Raw genomic sequence first — 17,813 nt, forward strand, 5'->3', positions numbered from 1 at the left:
AAAATTAACTAGATTAGGTGTCCTTTCCCCCTATGTTCCAGTTTATCTGCCAGCACTCACAACGCTAAAGCCTGAACTCCTATCGCTGCTTCTTCTCGCGTCTGCCTATAAACCAGCATACCAGGTATCCCGATCGCTTCACTCAGCCAGCGTCCATGTTATTGTTGTTGGATCGCGATCGCACTTAATAAATTTGTCCCCTAGTTCATATAGGAAAGCTTATATGTCCTCATCGTCTATGTTCGACGACTCACTTCTGCAAGATTTTATGGACAAATTCTATGGGTACGGCAACTATCAGGGTGATTACTGGTTTGTTGGTATGGAAGAAGGAGGCGGTGGCTCGTTTGCAGATATCGCCCAACGACTTCAAGATTGGAATCGCCGTGGCAGATTAGAACTGGAAGATATTGTTGCTTACCACGCCGAAATTGGTGCAGAACGGTTCTTTGGTTCACAGCCAAGACTCCAGCCGACATGGAACAGACTGATTCGGATTGAATTGAGTGCTAGGGGGGAGGAAGTTCACACAGAATACGTCCGCGCCTACCAAAAAGATTATTTAGGACGACACAGCAGTACCAATTGTCTGGTTGAACTACTTCCGCTTCCGTCGCCCTCGGTTAGAAACTGGCTCTATGCACAATATTCACAACTGCCATATCTAACTAACCGAGAGGTTTACGCTAGCTACTACGCCGAACGTCGGGCAGCACATTTACGACAACGCATCCGTGAGTACAAACCAAAGGCTGTTATTTTCTACAGCGTGAATCCAGGCTATATCCACTGGTGGAAGGTAATTGCAGATGTTGAGTTTATGGAGATTGTTGCTGGGGATGAGCGGCTGTATGTTGCTAAGAACGAAAATACGGTGTTCGCTATTACTCGTCATCCAGTTGCAAAAGGAGTAAAAAACGAATACTTCCATCAAGTAGGGAAGATCGTTGCGTCAAGCTTCCTATCTCAATGTTAAAGTTCTTGAGGTGCAAGCGTTTATCTGCGGTTAAGAATTCCAAAAACCATCCCCATCGCCCACTGCATAACCTCTAACGGTATCGTAGATAAAAGCTATCTGTCGATAAGAAAAGCAATTTATGACCCTCTCAGTTGACTCCCCCCAGCACAAGAAAGCCAAAGCCCTCAAGCCGGGTAGCCGTCGCCCCGCCAAAGAACTGTGCAGCGAATGCGGTCTTTGCGATACATATTACATCCATTATGTCAAGGAAGCTTGCGCGTTTATCAATCAGCAGATAGCGGAACTGGAAGAAGAAATCCACGGGCGCAGTCGCAACCTGGATAACCCCGATGATTGGTACTTTGGTGTCAATCAAAAGATGATGGCAGCACGCAAAATCGAGCCAATTCCAGGCGCACAGTGGACGGGGATCGTCAGTACCATTGCGATCGAAATGCTCAATCGCAACTTAGTCGAAGGCGTCGTCTGCGTCCAGAATACCAAAGAAGACCGCTTTCAACCAATGCCCATAATTGCCCGTACCCCAGCAGAAATTCTCGCAGCGCGGGTGAACAAACCAACCCTTTCGCCCAACCTTTCCGTGCTAGAACAAATCGAACAATCTGGCATGAAAAAGCTGTTAGTAATTGGCGTTGGCTGTCAGATTCAAGCCTTGCGTGCGGTAGAGCAAAAACTAGGTTTAGAAAAACTCTACGTTTTAGGTACTCCCTGTGTCGATAACGTCACCCGCGCCGGATTGCAAAAATTCCTCGATACCACCAGCAGATCGCCCGAAACAGTGGTATATTACGAATTTATGCAAGACTTTCAAGTTCACTTCAAACACGAAGACGGTTCCATTGAAAAAGTACCGTTTTTTGGGTTGAATACCAAAGAATTAAAAGATGTATTTGCTCCTTCCTGCATGAGTTGTTTTGATTACGTTAATGGGCTGGCAGATTTAGTAGTCGGCTACATGGGCGCACCCTTCGGTTGGCAGTGGATTGTGGTAAGAAATGACACAGGTCAGGAAATGCTCGATCTCGTAATGGATAAACTTGAAACTCAACCGGTAATGTCGCAAGGCGACAGGCGCAACGCCGTTCAGCAAAGCATTCCCGCTTACGATAAAGGCGTCACCCTCCCCATGTGGGCAGCTAAACTAATGGGTGTAGTTATCGAAAAAATTGGCCCCAAAGGATTGGAATATGCCCGCTTTTCGATCGATTCCCATTTCACTCGTAACTATTTGTATGTGCAGCGGCATCACCCAGAAAAATTAGAAGCCCATGTGCCAGAATATGCCAAGAGAATTGTCGGGCAGTACAAATTGCCCCAGAAATAACTAAACCAAGCATCTCAAATTTACTACCAACTGCCTAAAAAACCCGGTTTTTCTAAAAAAACCGGGTTTTTAATCAAAAAATAAACTTAAAAATCCGTGTATTGCCCTAACCCTCTGTATAATTAACCAAATTTAATTAACAAAAAACATCCTCGCTAGGTGTGCAGATGAAAAACTGTCATCGCACTCAGAAAGTTTCCTCCCTGTTTTAGATAGCTTAGAAATAGAAAACGGCAATACCGAAGAAAATTCGAGGAGGGCTGTTGCAATGTTCCTTAACCCTATGCGGCAGTTCAAACACGCTAAGTACCTGGCTTGGATAGCTGTTCTGAGTGCGACATCTGTATTCGCACAAACAGCGAATTTCGGTAAAATAAGTTTAGCACCGGGCTTCGATCCGGGAACTGCGATCGCCACAGGTTCCACCGGCGGATATTTCTCCCTACCTTCGCTCGCCAATCGCGATCGTCACAACAACTTTTGTTTGGGATACAGTGGCAATCAAACACCCGACCATATCCTCACATTGGAAAGAGACTTTCCCAAACTCAGATTGCAGGTAGACAGTCGCGGCACCCCCACCACCCTAGTAGTTAGAGGGCCCAGCGGCACCGTTCGCTGCGGCAATACCAGCCTGGAAGATACAGACTGGAAAGCAGGAAACTACAGCGTCTGGGTAGGTGCCAAAAATGAAGGAGTTCAAAGCGATTACACACTCTCAGTGCGGGAATAACCAAAATTTAGGTGGTACTATCACTACGCATCTAAAGGCGATCGGCAGAGTTAAGATAAAGATTGGCCTGTTTTGCCTTCCTTGGTGACTTCTCGTGCTAAATGCCCTGCTAGCTGATTTCCGCATCATCTTCGATCGCGACCCTGCCGCTCGCAACTGGCTAGAAGTATTATTTTGCTATCCCGGTCTGCAAGCGCTCCTATTTCATCGTTTTGCCCACCAGCTCTACATCCTGGGTATTCCCTTCATCCCCCGTTTAATTTCCCACATCGCTCGTTTTTTAACAGGTATTGAAATACACCCCGGCGCGTCGATCGGCAAAGGGGTTTTTATAGACCACGGTATGGGTGTAGTCATTGGCGAAACCGCCATAGTGGGAGATTACGCCCTCATCTACCAAGGCGTCACCCTTGGCGGTACCGGTAAAGAAAGCGGCAAGCGCCACCCCACTTTAGGAGAAAATGTGGTAGTGGGAGCCGGTGCTAAAGTCTTGGGCAATATCCAAATCGGTAACAGCGTCCGCATCGGTGCCGGTTCGGTAGTGTTGCGAGATGTACCTTCCAATTGCACCGTCGTAGGCATTCCCGGTAGAATAATCTATCGTTCCGGAGTGCGGGTTAATCCCTTGGAACACGGCAGTCTGCCAGACTCGGAAGCAGAAGTGATACGCACTTTAGTCGATCGCATCGAATCCCTCGAACAACAGCTGCAAAATCTGCAAACCCAAGTATCTACAATTCCATCTCCAATCCCAGTTAGTATGGCAGCAGCGATCGATAGTTGCGAACGCGCTTTGCTAAATTCAGATACAGTCGATCGCCATCTTCCCAATTGTCGCATTAGAGATAAAGCAATCCAAGAATTCCTAGATGGTGCGGGAATCTAAATTAGTTCGGTCAGTTGTTCGTTGTTCGTCGCTAAAAACCATCAACAACGAACAACTGACTAAACGATCAAGGATTTACAGCTTCACCAGACCAATTGCGATCGCTATCCACTCGATACAACCATCGATTTTGCGGTTCCCCCCGCAACTCCAAAAAATCCACCTGTACAGGTTCGAGTAACAACAAGCAAAAATGCGATAAAGGCTGAGTTGGATCGGGATATACCGACGCGAAAGCCTCCACATCAGCCCTCGGTTGACCGGGATGCGGCCAAGCAAATTGTACCCTCGCCGCATCAGAAAGTTCTTGCCAGCTTATCTGACGCGCTTTTTGCAATTCCGGATCGGGATGATTTTCCCGTACCAGCGTCAGTTTTCCGGAAATCCGAAATTGTTCGCGAGTGTTGGGAAAATACCAGCAAGCTTCCGCCCAAGGTTGGCGATCGATTTGTTCTGCCTTCTCGCTGCGAGCATCTGTCACAAATTTTAGTCGATCGCTATCCTCCAGAAAGCCTCGGAAAACTACAGTACGGTTAGCCGGACGCCCATCAGCCCGGACAGTAGCCAGTTGCAGATAACGGGCGTAAACTAGACTGCGATTGCGATGGAGGGCGCGAGCGAGATGAGATCGCCAAGGAGCAAGAGACATAAAGAATTTTAGATTTTAGATTTTAGATTTTAGATTTTAGATTTTAGATTTGTCCTCTATAAATAGTGCAAATTTCCGGATTTGGCAACCTTTGACCGCTATATCTGCGATCGCTTATACTACACGATCTGTCCAACAAAAATTAGACTTGACCTATGGTTCGAGAACTTGAGCGGGAAAACCAGACCAGTCAGTTTCCCGAAACTGCACCTGCGGCAAATCCAGTATTCTTCAGAACATACAGCCGCCGCACCGAGAAAGGGCGCGAGACATGGGAAGAAGTGTGCGATCGCACCGTTCGCGGCTTATCCAAACTCGGCAAACTGACCCCCGCAGAAGCCGACCTCATCTACCAGATGCAAAAAGAACTCAAAGCCCTCACCTCCGGTCGCTGGCTTTGGGTAGGAGGTAGTGAGTGGATTGAGCAACAAGAGAACTTTTCCGGCGCTTACAATTGTTCCTCTACAAACATAAACGACTGGCGAGCCTTTGGCCTGCTCATGGATTTGGCAATGATGGGCTGCGGTACGGGTGCCGTCCTCGAACCGAAATATATTAACCAAATACCACCTATCCGCAATCGTCTGAATGTCACCCTTCAGGGAGAAATTGGTGCTACGCCAGCCAACCAACGCCGACAAGAAACCGAAGTCAAAATAGAAGGGAATCAAGTTACCATCTACGTTGGCGATAGCCGTCAAGGTTGGGTTAAATCCTATCAAAACCTGCTGGAGTTATCCACCGACGAACGCTTCTCAGGAGAAGTGCAAGTAGCAATAGATTTAAGCGATGTTCGCGCAGCCGGAGAACCATTAAAAGGTTTTGGCGGAGTCGCTAATCCTGTTAAATTGCCCGGACTTTACGAACGGTGTACGGCAATTTTGAATAAAGCAGTAGGTAGACAATTAAATTCAGTTGAATGCTGTTTGTTAATTGATGAAGCGGCTGTCACAATTGTGGCCGGTAATATTCGCCGCTGCCTTCCCGAAGATGCTTTAGTTCATACTTCCAAAGGTTTAGTTCCTATTCGCGATGTCCAAGTAGGTGACTTAGTACAAACGCCGTTAGGATTCCGACGAGTTGTTAATAAGTTCGATCAAGGGTTTCAAGATGTCTATGAAATTGAAACCAATGGTACTTACCCAAGAGCAACTTTAAACCACAGACAAGCAGTTCTTGCAGATGGTAAGGGTGGGATTACCTGGAAATATCTTGCTAGTTTATCTGAAGGCGATCGCTTGCTACACAATAGACAAATCCTTCCAGGTACGATCGCTCACTTACCCCCCGATTTTACAGAATCGAGACCTTCTCAAAGTCGAACCGCCAAACAGTTAATTATTCCCGATCTTACCCCTGAAGTAGCTTGGTTAATTGGCTTTACTCAGGGCGATGGTTATGTTGCGATCGGTCGGAATAAACATGGTAAACCTTACGGCTTTGTTACCTGGGCAGCAAACAATTGCGAACCCGAACTTGTTGCCAAAATTCAAGCTAAAATCGATGCGGCTTTAGCTTTATTCGGACTAACCGCTTGTCACGGTGTTGTCAACGGCGAAAATACCGCTAAATCAGTTTGTTCATCTATTCGATTAGCTGAATACTTCCATCGTTACATTAAACAACCTAATGTTACCTTAGAAGTTCCTAGCTTTATTTTGCAGGGTTCTGTAGATATCAGATCTGCTTATTTAGCCGGATTGATGGACAGTGACGGCTCTGTTAATAACCGTCCTCCTCATTTAGTTACCACTGTCTATCGGTCATTTATCAGACAAGTGGCAGCAGTTTTATCTAGTTTTGGAATTGCTGGCCGAGTTAAAATAGTACAACCAGAAAATCAACCCAGGCAACCTAAATATAACTTGACAATTCCAGCATTTAAGGAACGTTACAACGCGCTAATTGCTCCCCATTCTGTAAAGGGAGAACTACGGCAAGGGCTGAAAATGTATGGTTTTACAGTTCCCGGTACAATTATGCGGGAAGCTTACACCTACAGCGAGATGTGCGAAATGGGATTCCAAGGTTCTCGCTTCGTTGATGCTAACTACGAACGCTATATAGCGGAGGCTGATATCTCTTTAGATATTCCAGTTACAGTCAAAGGATTGGGCAGCTACGATCATGTCCAAACTTATGATATTGAAGTAGAAGAAGCTCATTGTTTCTACTGTGATGGCTATTTGACCCATAACAGTGCGGGAATGCGCCAAGGCTTTAGCGAAGATGAATTATTTGCTAATGCTAAATCTAACCTTTGGCAACAAGATGCTGATGGTAACTGGCGCATCGATCCACAGAGAGATGCTTTGCGAATGGCAAACCATACTCGTGTTTTTCACAACAAACCAACTCAGGAAGAGTGTACAGAAGCTGTTCGTAAACAATATTATTCTGGTGAAGGCGCAATCCAATGGGCTGGTGAAGCAGTCGCCAGAGCTAATTGCGATCTCCTGCAAACACATGAGCTAAAAACAGATTTTCTAAAAGCTTATAGCGAAGGGAATGCTAAAAAGTGGTTACAAAAACAGTACCCTAATATCGATCGAAATGAGCTAGAGCATCGGTTAGCTCGTGTAGGTTTGAATCCTTGTGGTGAAATTATAGGAGCGAATTTTCATTGCAATTTGGCTGAGATCCATCTCAATCAAATAGACCCATATAACTACAAAGAACAAGAGGAAGCTTTCACAGCAGGTGCTTTATCAGTTGCCACACTCCTCAATCACACATTTCTCGAACCGCGCTATCAATACAGTCGGGAATTAGACCCGATTGTAGGCGTATCATTCACGGGTTTATTTGACTTTTTTGTGAATGCTTTCGGTGTTGATTGGTTGCGCTGGTGGGAAGAAGGACGCCCGGAAACCGAACGAGGATTAGAGTTTAAACGGCGTGAGGAAGAATATCTCACCCGTTGGCGAGAAATCGTGCATCGGGTAGTATGGGATTATTGCGATCGTCATAACCTCAAACGCCCCAATCGCTGTACAACTATCCAACCCAGCGGCACAAAATCTCTCTTAACTGGCGCATCTCCCGGATGGCATCCACCCAAAGCACAACGTTTTATTCGGCGCATTACCTTCCGGAAAAACGACCCGGTAGCCCTCGCTTGTATCGACTACGGTTACAATGTGATTCCCTCGCAATCTGACAAAGATGAACATGGGAATCTCCTCAACGATCCCTTCGACCCCCGTTGTTCGGAATGGCTAGTTGAAATACCCGTTTCCGTACTTTGGGCTGACTTACCCGGTGCCGATGCAATTGACATCAGCAAGTTCTCAGCTTTGGCACAAATGGACTTTTATATGCAAGTCCAGAAATTTTATGTGCGGCATAACACAAGTGCCACAATTGAGTTGCGGGAAAATGAAATAGAAGCTTTAGGGACTCGGATTTATGAAGCAATCCGGGATGACGAAGGCTATATTTCTGCCGCACTTTTAGCGCGATTTGATGACCTGCAAACTTTTCCACGCTTACCGTTTGAGCCAATTGGAAAACAGCTGTACGATCGACTGATAAAAGAAGTAGAAATGCGTCGGAAGACAGATGATTTCCATATTGCTTTGAGTCGTTACGATTCCGGCTATTTAACGGAAGCAGGGCCAGCAGGTTGCGATTCCGATAAATGTATGATGCCCGAACAAAAACCGGTTTCATAAGTAACTTAAAATCCCCAGATTAAATTCTGGGGATTTCTCTGTTTATCCTCACGATAGTTGATAGGTGGAATGAAACTCAACAATAGTCAAGCCCATATCATCAAACACCATCCCTATTAGCTAGAACAGCGGAAATGTTGGCAATAGTAGCGAAAAGACATCAACAAGATAAACGAAACTTAGCATCTAAACCAGAGAATTTCCATAGAATTTTCCGTCCTCATCCGGGATTAGCTTGTCAGTATTGTCAATTTACTTCTATTTGTAGTTTCGCTGATTTAATTACTTAACTCATCCGGGCGAGCCGACCTTAAAAAATTAATCTGCCTGACGAGTGCTATCCGACAGCTTTGACGATCGCACCTGTTTGACTCCACCTCAGCTGCGGTGACGCGCTAAAATCCCAGAGGAATCGATCGCTCACACCGACACCGTAAGGAGACTCACTATGTTCTTCGACGAACTCACCCCCATTTTCCGAGAACTGACCCAGCACCCAGTCTCCTTTCTGGGTGGATTTTTCTCTGGTATATTTCGACTCAATCTGGCTGACGATCCCATCAAAACCTGGCTAGACCAACAGGCAGGCGTTACCCCTGACTCTTCCCCTACCACTGAAAACAACAACGGCAAAAGCAGTGGCCCGCAGTCGATTTCGATCGATTGACCCAACTGGGGACTGGCGCGTCGCGACAGTAAAACTAGCCCCTCAATCGAAATAACAGTCATCAGGGTCTGCTCGCGATCGCGATCGGACCCTTTGTTTGAAGTTTGCTACTGTACCTAAAAACTTTTCAAATCCAAATAAATTCTTTACATTAATCAACAAAATATTCTTCATTAGTTAACATAATCTCAAAACGCATAGACCCTATTCTGTGAGTACATAAAGTATTTGAGAATACTTTGTTTCCCAGGCAGACAGATGTAATTTTACTAATGTAGTTTCGAGAGCGGGAGAAACTGAGATTAATATTTGTGCAGCAAAAGAGAGAGTCGCCACCAAGCGCCCAGAGAATCCGATTTCTTTAGTTCGTCTAAAGTTAGAGGGCTCTGCCAAAAAGCCTTCTTAAGATAGAAATGGAGGACTATCCGGCATTGAAACGATCGGGTCAGTGCCTGTTAAGCTGCCCTCCCAGACATTCATCGCTATCCCTGAAAGGATAAAAACAATGGCAGACGAGAATCGGCCTTTAGCTCAGGAACGCGCCCTAGACAGGGACTGTACCACCTTATCCCGTCACGTCTTACAGCAACTTCAGAGCTTTTCGGCAGACGCACAAGACCTCAGCTCCCTGATGAACCGCATTGCACTCGCCGGAAAGCTGATTTCTCGGCATCTCAGTAGAGCCGGATTAATGGCAAACGTGCTGGGATTCACAGGGGAAGTCAACGTGCAGGGAGAGTCCGTCAAAAAGATGGACGTTTACGCCAATGACGTTTTTATCTCCGTCTTCAAACAAAGCGGTCTTGTCTGTCGCCTTGCGTCGGAGGAAATGGAAAAACCCTACTATATTCCAGAAAACTGCCCAATTGGACGCTATACTCTGCTCTACGATCCGATCGACGGCTCATCTAATATAGATAGCAATCTCAACGTAGGCTCGATCTTCTGCATTCGTCAGCAAGAAGGGATAGATGATGATGGTTCCGCTCGCGACTTGCTGCAAAGTGGGCGCAAGCAAATCGCCGCCGGCTATATACTCTATGGCCCCAGCACCATGTTGGTTTATTCGATCGGCTTGGGTGTCCACTCCTTCACCCTCGACCCCAGCTTAGGTGAGTTTATCCTCTCTTCCGAAAACATCCAGATTCCCCAACACGGCCCTATTTACAGCGTCAACGAAGGTAACTTTTGGCAGTGGGAAGAATCGATTCGGGATTATATCCGCTACGTTCATCGTCATGAAGGCTACACCGCTCGCTACGGCGGGGCGCTCGTGGGCGATTTCCACCGCATTCTGTTTCAGGGTGGCGTGTTTTTGTACCCAGGAACTCTCAAGCAACCACAAGGAAAATTACGCCTGCTCTACGAAGCAGCTCCCTTAGCCTTTTTAGTCGAACAAGCTGGCGGTCGTGCCAGCACGGGAAACCAGGATATTTTGGATGCGGTGCCAGACAAACTCCATGCCAGGACACCCCTGATTATCGGCAGTAAAGAAGATGTGGCATTAGTGGAATCTTTCATCAGCGAACGTAAAAAAGAAGCCAACGAGGAAAAAATGATAGCTCGTTCGTAAAGATTGAAAAGTTTAAACGTTGGCAAGCGTCAACCTTGCATATACCTAAATGCCAACGTTACAAATGTCCAAACACGGCGTCGGGACAGCGCGGCAATATTTAAAGCCGCGAAGACGGACAAAACAAGTAGTTACGAGTAAAAAAGGAAAACAATGACAACGAATCATATATCGGAGATCCGGCAATACGGTCAAAGTATCTGGATGGATAACTTGACCCGCGATTTGGTCGAGTCGGGCGAACTCAAAAAAATGATCGAGACTCGCGATATCCGTGGGATAACTTCCAATCCAGCCATTTTTGAAAAGGCGATTAATGGAAACAAAATCTACGACGCCGATATCGAAAAGGGGATTCGCGAGCAATTACCGACTTACAAGATTTACGAATCGCTAGTTTTTGACGATATCCGCCATGCTTGCGATATTTTCCGCCCTGTGTACGAGGAATCGAACGGTTTGGACGGTTATATCAGCATTGAAGTACCGCCGACGATCGCTCACGATACCGAAGCTACGATAAATGAAGCCCTCCGCTACTACCAAGAAATCGGTCGCGAAAACGTGATGATCAAGATTCCCGGTACAGCAGCTGGGTTGCCTGCGGTCGAGCAAGTTATCTCCGAAGGAATCAATGTCAACGTTACTTTGCTCTTCTCGGTGGAAAGCTATGTGAATACGGCATGGGCTTATATCCGGGGATTGGAAAAGCGGGCAGCTGAAGGTAAGGAAATCGGCAACATCGCCTCGGTAGCCAGTTTCTTCCTCAGCCGGATCGACAGTAATATCGATAAGCGGATTGACGACAAGTTAAAGGCGGGAGTTACTTCGGTTGACCAAGAAGCTAAACTGAAAACGGTGAAAGGCAAAGTAGCGATCGCAAATGCCAAAATCGCTTACCAAAAATACAAGGAGATTATTAAAACAGACCGCTGGCAAGCACTAGCCGCAAAAGGTGCCACAGTCCAGCGTCTCCTGTGGGCTTCCACCAGCACCAAAGACCCCCACTACAGCGATGTTATGTACGTTGACGAACTGGTTGGCCCCGATACCGTCAACACCCTGCCACCCAACACAATTGAAGCTTGTGCGGATCACTGCAACGTCGCCAGTCGCATTGACACCAAAGTGGAAGAAGCTTACACACTGATCGAAAGCCTCAAAGACCCAGACATCGACATCGATATTAATAAGGTAATGGATGAACTGCTGTTGGATGGAATTGAGAAATTCGTGCAGCCGTTCCAATCCTTGATGAACTCGCTGGAAAACAAGGTGAAACAACTAGCGCCAGTGTAGGGAGAGAAGGGAGAGGGAGTGGGGGAGTGGGGGAGTGGGGGAGTGGAAGAATTAATATTTTCCTTTTTCCCGACGCCCTAACCCCTCTCCTCCCTTCTCACTTTTGAGAGCAATTGCGATCGGGGTACACCGCTATGTCAACTGCAAACGATATCTTAGAAAGCGACTATGCTAACGCCCAACTCGATGCTGGTGAAAAAGCGAGGCTGGACGAACTAGAAGCAGTCATTGAACAAGGACTTCAGACATTTTACGAAGTGGGTAAGGCTCTCGACGAGATTCGGGAGAAGAAACTATATCGGGAAACCCACAAAACCTTTGATGGTTATTGTCGGGATAAGTGGGGTATAGCAAGGCAGAGAGCCTATCGCTTGATTCAAGCCGCTCATGTTAGGGAAAATTTGTCGCCAATTGGCGACATTTTTCCTACAAAGGAAAATCAAGTTCGTCCCCTAACGGGACTTCCCCCACAGTTACAACTAGAAATCTGGCAAGAAGCAGTAGAGTCAGCACCCAACGGCATTCCCACTGGTGCAGCTGTTCAGCGCTTGGTTGACCGACGAGTGTCTTCGCGAACAACAAGGCGAACTTCTGAGAATACTTCGGAAGAATTGGGGCAGTTGCGCCTGGAGAATCAGCGGCTTAAGGAGCAACTCAGGCAAAGGGATCTCGATCGGGAACGCCGTGCAGCCGAAGTGGCGGCTGAATTAGAGCGCTTGCGTGAAGAGAACAGGCAGCTTAAAGCCGAACTCAGACAACGAGATCTCGACTGGGAACGCCGTCTTGCCTACGAACGAGAAAAAATCCGAGAAGAACTCAGGGCTGAAATTCGAGAAGAGGTGAAAGCTGAATATGAAGGTCAAATTAACACCCTAACCGCCCAAGTCAACTCCCTCACTCAACAACTGGCAGAAATGACCGCCAAATATGAAGCCGTATTAGCAAGACTCGAAGCTATAGAAGGAAAAAAATAAATGGTAACACTCCTAGAAAACCCCCTCCGCGTTGGACTGCAACAAGAAAGAACCCCCGAACCGCAAATCATGGTAATTTTCGGGGCATCGGGAGACCTGACCCAACGCAAACTGGTGCCAGCACTATATCACCTCAAACGCGATCGCAGACTGCCACCAGAACTGACGATCGTCGGTTTTGCCCGTCGAGATTGGAGCCACGATTACTTTCGCGAACAAATGCGGGAAGGAATAGAGGAATTCTCGGATGGCATCGGTTCTGAAGAACTTTGGCAAGACTTTGCCCAAGGTTTGTTCTACTGTTCCGGCGATATGGACAAACCAGAAAGTTACCAAAAACTAAAACAATTTCTGGGCGAACTGGACGGTCAGCGGGGAACTATGGGAAATCGGGTTTTCTACTTAGCCGTTTCGCCCAACTTCTTTCCCGAAGCAATTCGCCAGTTAGGATCAGCGCATATGCTCGACGATCCCATCAAAACGCGACTGGTAATCGAAAAACCGTTTGGGCGCGACTTGAGTTCCGCTCGCAGCCTCAACCGGGTAGTCCGTCAAACCTGCAAAGAAGAACAAGTTTACCGCATCGACCACTACCTGGGTAAAGAAACCGTTCAGAACTTACTCGTGTTTCGCTTCGCTAACGCCATATTTGAACCTTTGTGGAATCGCCAATTTGTCGATCACGTTCAAATTACCGTCGCCGAAACCGTGGGAGTAGAAGAACGAGCAGGCTACTACGAAACCTCCGGGGCGCTGCGCGATATGGTGCAGAACCACTTAATGCAACTATTTTGTCTCACAGCGATGGAGCCCCCGAACTCCCTCGATGCTGACAGCGTTCGCGGCGAAAAGGTAAAAGTAATTCAGGCCACCCACCTGGCAGATGTGCGTAACCTGGAATTCTCCGCAGTGCGAGCCCAGTATGGTAGCGGCTGGATGAAGGGCGAACCTGTGGCGGGATATCGACAAGAACCGGGGGTGAATCCGAATACCACCACACCAACTTACGTAGCCCTCAAGCTGATGATCGATAACTGGCGGTGGCAGGGTGTGCCATTCTACCTGAGAACCGGCAAGCGGCTACCGAAAAAAGTAACAGAGATTGCCATTCAGTTTCGAGAAGTGCCGTATTTGTTATTTCAATCAGCAGCGCAACAGGTTAACGCCAACGTGTTGAGTATGCGGATTCAGCCAAATGAGGGAATTGCCCTGCGCTTTGAAGTGAAAATGCCGGGGATGGAAGTCCGCTCTCGTACTGTAGAGATGGACTTTCGCTATGGTGCTGCCTTCGGACAGGCAAGCAGCGAAGCATACGATCGCCTTTTACTCGACTGTATGCTGGGCGACCAAACTTTGTTTACCCGCGCCGATGAAGTCGAAGAAGCTTGGCGGGTAGTAACCCCAGCTCTGACAGTCTGGGAATCGCCAACCGATCCGGCCAAAATTCCCCAGTACGAAGCGGGCACTTGGGAACCAAAGGAAGCCGAACTTCTGATTAACCGCGACGGTCGTCGCTGGCGCAGACCCTGACAATTTTAGATTTTAGATTTTGGATTTTGGATTGGGGTTAACTCGTGGGAATAGAAAATTTGGCACGCTTCTGGGGGGTCGAGCGAGGAACCAAAATCCGCTTATCTAAAATTGTTCTAAATCCTCTCATCCAAAATCTAAAATCCAAAATCCTCTCATCCAAAATCCAAAATAAAACTATGGCTACTACATCTGCTCCGATCGTTTCCTTGCAACCGCCCAAAGATGTGTCGATCTCCGAGATCGAGACAGAACTCAGTCAAATCTGGCAAAGTTACAGTGCTGGCGGAGACGGTGCTTTTCCTGCTGCGACTAGGGCGGCAACATTTAGTTTGGTAGTTTACGAACCGGAGGAATCTCAACAACTGCTGGCTACTTTGGGATTTTACACCGGGCCGGTAGATGGCATTGATGGACCGCGCACTGTGGCAGCGTTGGAGGCAGCTCAGAAAGCCTTCGGACTGCCGGTGAGTGGCAAGTCCAACCCGGAAACGCTGGCCAAACTGCGGGAAGAAGCTGCCAAAAAACGGGGGCAGACTGTAACCGCAGATGGCAATGGCGGTACGCTTCCCCAGTATGCGCTGGATGCTTCCGGTGCTGGGGTGGCAGATGCGATCGCCGCCACCAATCCCTGCCGCATCATCGCCCTTTGCCCAACGGCAGGAGAAGATGAAGGCGTGATCGCTCAAGTATCTGCTTACTGCCCGATCCAAAAACAAACCCGCACCAGTCTGATCTGCTGCGAATACATCACCCTTCGAGGTGCGGAAGCCGCTATTGAACGTATTGGGGGGATGATTCCCGCACTGCTGATTAGCGAATTGCCCAAATTCCTTTGGTGGAAGGCAACTCCGGATGCGGAAAACAGCCTGTTTAAGCGACTGGCAGAAACTTGCAATTCGGTGATTATCGACTCCAGTCGCTGTCACGACCCAGAAGCAGATTTGCTAAAAGTGCAAAATTTGTTGGAGTCGGGCTTGCCGATCGCCGACCTGAACTGGCGTCGTCTGGGAGCATGGCAAGAGTTGACGGCAGAAGCTTTCGATCCCCCCGAACGTCGCGCCTATGTCAAAGAAGTTGACCGGGTGACGATCGACTACGAAAAAGGCAATACGACTCAGGCGCTAATGTACTTAGGCTGGTTGGCAAGTCGGCTGCAATGGCACCCCGTCTCCTACGAACAGGAAGGTGGCGACTACGATATTAAGCGCATCCGATTTACAGGTCCCGATGACCGAGATGTACAAGTGGAATTGGCAGCTATTCCTACCGCAGATGTGGGTGATATAGTGGGCGATCTGATTGCTTTGCGCTTAACTTCTACGAATATCAACGCTGACTGCTGTACCGTTCTGTGTTCGGAAACAGGTGGTTGTATGCGGATGGAAGCTGGCGGCGGTGCCCAGTCCTGCCGCATTCAACAAGTAACTTCTCTGTTTGACCAAAAGGCGGAAAACCTGCTGGGTCAGCAGTTGCAACGCTGGGGTCGCGATCGCCTCTATGAGGAAAGCATGGCGGTGACGGCGGCAATTATCAAATTGGCCAACAGGGAATAGGGAAATTTCAAATTTCAAATTTGAGATTTGAGATTTAAATTAAATTTGAAATCTCAAATCTCAAATTCACAATTCCCCATATGTCTTTAGTTATTGCCGGAGAACGCAGCGGGGTGGGCAAGACAACGGTCACGCTTGCCCTATTGGCTTGTTTGCTGCGTCGAAATCTCAAAGTCCAATCTTTCAAGGTAGGCCCCGATTACATCGACCCCATGTTTCATCACTATGTAACAGGTTTGCCTTGTCGCAATTTAGACCCGGTTTTGACTTCTGCTTCATACGCACAACAATGTTTTGCCCGTCATACCCAAGGTGTTGAATACGCCTTGGTGGAAGGAGTCATGGGGCTATTTGATGGTGTGAAGCAAGAAAGCAGAGAAGAAATTGGTCTAGTCCCCCGCTCCCCTTTTGCCAGTACAGCTCACATAGCGCATCTGCTCAACTTACCTGTGCTGCTGGTCATTGATTGCAGTCGTTTATCCGGCTCGGTAGCGGCGATCGCACATGGCTATCGTTCTTTCGATCCCAAGCTAAAATTAGCTGGGGTGGTGTTAAATCGGGTGGGGAGCGATCGCCATTTGCAACTGCTCAAAGAAGCTCTCGAACCCTTAAACATCCCGATCTTAGGAATATTGCGGCGTCAGGACAATATTACGATTCCAGACCGACATCTCGGTTTAGTACCAACAGCAGAACTTCCCCAATTAGATGCTTTGATCGAAAAACTGGCTCACCTGGGAGACACCTGTTTCGATTGGGAACGACTATTACCCTTACTAAAGTGCAAACCAGAATTTCCAATTATCAATCCAAAATCCAAAATCCAAAATCCAAAATCTAAAATCGCCATTGCACGCGATCGCGCCTTCAATTTTTATTACCAGAATAATTTAGACTTACTTACAGAATTAGGTGCAGAACTTGTGCCTTGGAGTCCGCTTACTGATGTGGTCATACCTGCGGGAGTCCAAGGGCTTTATTTTGGTGGTGGTTTTCCAGAAATATTCGCAGAAGAATTATCGTCCAATTACTCAGCACGCAATGCAGTGAGGGCAGCAATTGTATCTGGAATGCCCACTTATGCAGAGTGTGGCGGTTTAATGTATTTGTGCGAGCAAATCATAGATTTCGATCGCAAATCTTGGCCTATGGTAGGAGTGTTGCCGACAGTAGCTATGATGGGTTCTCATCTAACATTAGGTTATCGGCAAGCAACTGCTTTGCAAGACACTCCCCTGCTACCGGCTGGTGCGAGAGTTTGGGGTCATGAGTTTCACCGCTCTAGTTTATCTGTCGCACCGACAAATCCTTTGTTTGAGCTACGGGGATATCATTCCCCCAGTTTACCAACCTCTGAAGGATGGCTCAAGCACCGCCTTCATGCTTCGTATCTACATCTTCATTTTGGTGCTAGTCCAGAAATTCCAGAGCGGTTTTTGCAGAATTGTTCTGGCTTTTTCGACTGTTAGCCAACAAAGGTAGTGTAGCTAATCAGGTGCTATATGTCGTTAGGCAGCCCAATCCCAAAGTAGGTGAGCGTAAAAAGTCGATCGTAGCTAAGCGATCGTTCTAAAGCCTTACTGAGGGAGTCCAGCCAAACACAAAGCTATTGTGCTTTTGGGATAAAGTATATTATCAGAAGGAAGTTCCATTGTCAAGCTTCCTGAATAATTTTCAATATCTTTGTCTTGTGTTGATAGTAGCGATGGCCAAAATTATCAATTTCTGTCATTAGGCGCAAACTACTGCTATGCCCAAAGCAAGCGATCGAAAATAACCCTAAGCCTCAACTTCTGAGTAGCGTAGGGCTTGCGAGCGAAAAGACAAAATAAAGATAGCTATCCTTTTGATTTTTTGACGATCCGATTCAACTTTATTTTTTAGCATAGAGCCATTGTGTATTATTATATACAGATTTACTTTACATTAAAACTGTTCTTTTGGTAGAAAACAATCCTGTTCTTGCGGT

13 protein-coding genes are annotated in these 17,813 nt (G+C 47.3%); 12 read left to right on the forward strand and 1 reads right to left on the reverse strand.

What is annotated here, in order from left to right:
* The first annotated feature begins 223 nt into the window (after positions 1-223).
* The 4 genes from ACE1CD_RS37520 (at position 224) to cysE (ending at position 3,922) form a co-directional block, all read left to right on the forward strand.
* The gene (locus ACE1CD_RS37520) at positions 224-976 is read left to right on the forward strand and encodes a hypothetical protein (protein ID WP_374798212.1); all 753 of its coding nucleotides are present in this window, start codon (positions 224-226) and stop codon (positions 974-976) included.
* 121 nt (positions 977-1,097) lie between these two features.
* Positions 1,098-2,303, forward strand: coding sequence for a Coenzyme F420 hydrogenase/dehydrogenase, beta subunit C-terminal domain (locus ACE1CD_RS37525; protein WP_374827988.1), 1,206 nt, complete (start codon positions 1,098-1,100; stop codon positions 2,301-2,303).
* Positions 2,304-2,571: 268 nt separating this feature from the next.
* The gene (locus ACE1CD_RS37530) at positions 2,572-3,036 is read left to right on the forward strand and encodes a hypothetical protein (RefSeq protein ID WP_374827989.1); all 465 of its coding nucleotides are present in this window, start codon (positions 2,572-2,574) and stop codon (positions 3,034-3,036) included.
* Positions 3,037-3,130: 94 nt separating this feature from the next.
* Positions 3,131-3,922, forward strand: coding sequence for a serine O-acetyltransferase (gene cysE, locus ACE1CD_RS37535; RefSeq protein WP_374798206.1), 792 nt, complete (start codon positions 3,131-3,133; stop codon positions 3,920-3,922).
* Between the two features lie 67 nt (positions 3,923-3,989).
* On the opposite strand, the gene ACE1CD_RS37540 is transcribed toward cysE, so the two are convergent.
* Complete coding sequence (locus ACE1CD_RS37540; protein ID WP_374798204.1) at positions 3,990-4,571, reverse strand: Npun_F5749 family FMN-dependent PPOX-type flavoprotein; 582 nt, start codon at positions 4,569-4,571, stop codon at positions 3,990-3,992.
* Positions 4,572-4,726: 155 nt separating this feature from the next.
* Here ACE1CD_RS37540 and nrdJ point away from each other — a divergent pair, with 155 nt between their 5' ends.
* From nrdJ to ACE1CD_RS37580, 8 genes are all read left to right on the forward strand, one after another.
* The gene (gene nrdJ, locus ACE1CD_RS37545; RefSeq protein WP_374827990.1) at positions 4,727-8,245 is read left to right on the forward strand and encodes a ribonucleoside-triphosphate reductase, adenosylcobalamin-dependent; all 3,519 of its coding nucleotides are present in this window, start codon (positions 4,727-4,729) and stop codon (positions 8,243-8,245) included.
* Positions 8,246-8,693: 448 nt separating this feature from the next.
* Positions 8,694-8,912, forward strand: a complete 219-nt coding sequence (locus ACE1CD_RS37550; protein ID WP_374798200.1) for a hypothetical protein — start codon at positions 8,694-8,696, stop codon at positions 8,910-8,912.
* A 505-nt stretch (positions 8,913-9,417) separates the two neighbouring features.
* Positions 9,418-10,485, forward strand: a complete 1,068-nt coding sequence (gene fbp / locus ACE1CD_RS37555; protein ID WP_374798198.1) for a class 1 fructose-bisphosphatase — start codon at positions 9,418-9,420, stop codon at positions 10,483-10,485.
* Positions 10,486-10,638: 153 nt separating this feature from the next.
* Positions 10,639-11,784 (forward strand): transaldolase, encoded by a 1,146-nt coding sequence (tal, locus tag ACE1CD_RS37560; protein WP_374798196.1) that lies wholly within the window; start codon positions 10,639-10,641, stop codon positions 11,782-11,784.
* Between the two features lie 134 nt (positions 11,785-11,918).
* Complete coding sequence (locus ACE1CD_RS37565; RefSeq protein WP_374798194.1) at positions 11,919-12,758, forward strand: hypothetical protein; 840 nt, start codon at positions 11,919-11,921, stop codon at positions 12,756-12,758.
* Positions 12,759-14,288, forward strand: a complete 1,530-nt coding sequence (zwf, locus tag ACE1CD_RS37570; RefSeq protein ID WP_374798192.1) for a glucose-6-phosphate dehydrogenase — start codon at positions 12,759-12,761, stop codon at positions 14,286-14,288.
* Between the two features lie 179 nt (positions 14,289-14,467).
* The gene (gene opcA, locus ACE1CD_RS37575; protein WP_374798190.1) at positions 14,468-15,844 is read left to right on the forward strand and encodes a glucose-6-phosphate dehydrogenase assembly protein OpcA; all 1,377 of its coding nucleotides are present in this window, start codon (positions 14,468-14,470) and stop codon (positions 15,842-15,844) included.
* A gap of 80 nt (positions 15,845-15,924) precedes the next feature.
* Complete coding sequence (locus tag ACE1CD_RS37580) at positions 15,925-17,313, forward strand: cobyrinate a,c-diamide synthase (RefSeq protein ID WP_374827991.1); 1,389 nt, start codon at positions 15,925-15,927, stop codon at positions 17,311-17,313.
* Positions 17,314-17,813 lie beyond the last annotated feature (500 nt).

The sequence above is a fragment of the Aerosakkonema sp. BLCC-F183 genome (assembly GCF_041929145.1).
GTDB lineage: Bacteria > Cyanobacteriota > Cyanobacteriia > Cyanobacteriales > Aerosakkonemataceae > Aerosakkonema.

Coding starts and splice junctions, on each gene's coding strand:
- ACE1CD_RS37520 (WP_374798212.1), top strand. CDS start 224: ATGTCCTCATCGTCTATGTTCGACGACTCACTTCTGCAAGATTTTATG.
- ACE1CD_RS37525 (WP_374827988.1), top strand. CDS start 1,098: ATGACCCTCTCAGTTGACTCCCCCCAGCACAAGAAAGCCAAAGCCCTC.
- ACE1CD_RS37530 (WP_374827989.1), top strand. CDS start 2,572: ATGTTCCTTAACCCTATGCGGCAGTTCAAACACGCTAAGTACCTGGCT.
- ACE1CD_RS37540 (WP_374798204.1), bottom strand. CDS start 4,571: ATGTCTCTTGCTCCTTGGCGATCTCATCTCGCTCGCGCCCTCCATCGC.
- nrdJ (WP_374827990.1), top strand. CDS start 4,727: ATGGTTCGAGAACTTGAGCGGGAAAACCAGACCAGTCAGTTTCCCGAA.
- ACE1CD_RS37550 (WP_374798200.1), top strand. CDS start 8,694: ATGTTCTTCGACGAACTCACCCCCATTTTCCGAGAACTGACCCAGCAC.
- fbp (WP_374798198.1), top strand. CDS start 9,418: ATGGCAGACGAGAATCGGCCTTTAGCTCAGGAACGCGCCCTAGACAGG.
- tal (WP_374798196.1), top strand. CDS start 10,639: ATGACAACGAATCATATATCGGAGATCCGGCAATACGGTCAAAGTATC.
- ACE1CD_RS37565 (WP_374798194.1), top strand. CDS start 11,919: ATGTCAACTGCAAACGATATCTTAGAAAGCGACTATGCTAACGCCCAA.
- zwf (WP_374798192.1), top strand. CDS start 12,759: ATGGTAACACTCCTAGAAAACCCCCTCCGCGTTGGACTGCAACAAGAA.
- opcA (WP_374798190.1), top strand. CDS start 14,468: ATGGCTACTACATCTGCTCCGATCGTTTCCTTGCAACCGCCCAAAGAT.
- ACE1CD_RS37580 (WP_374827991.1), top strand. CDS start 15,925: ATGTCTTTAGTTATTGCCGGAGAACGCAGCGGGGTGGGCAAGACAACG.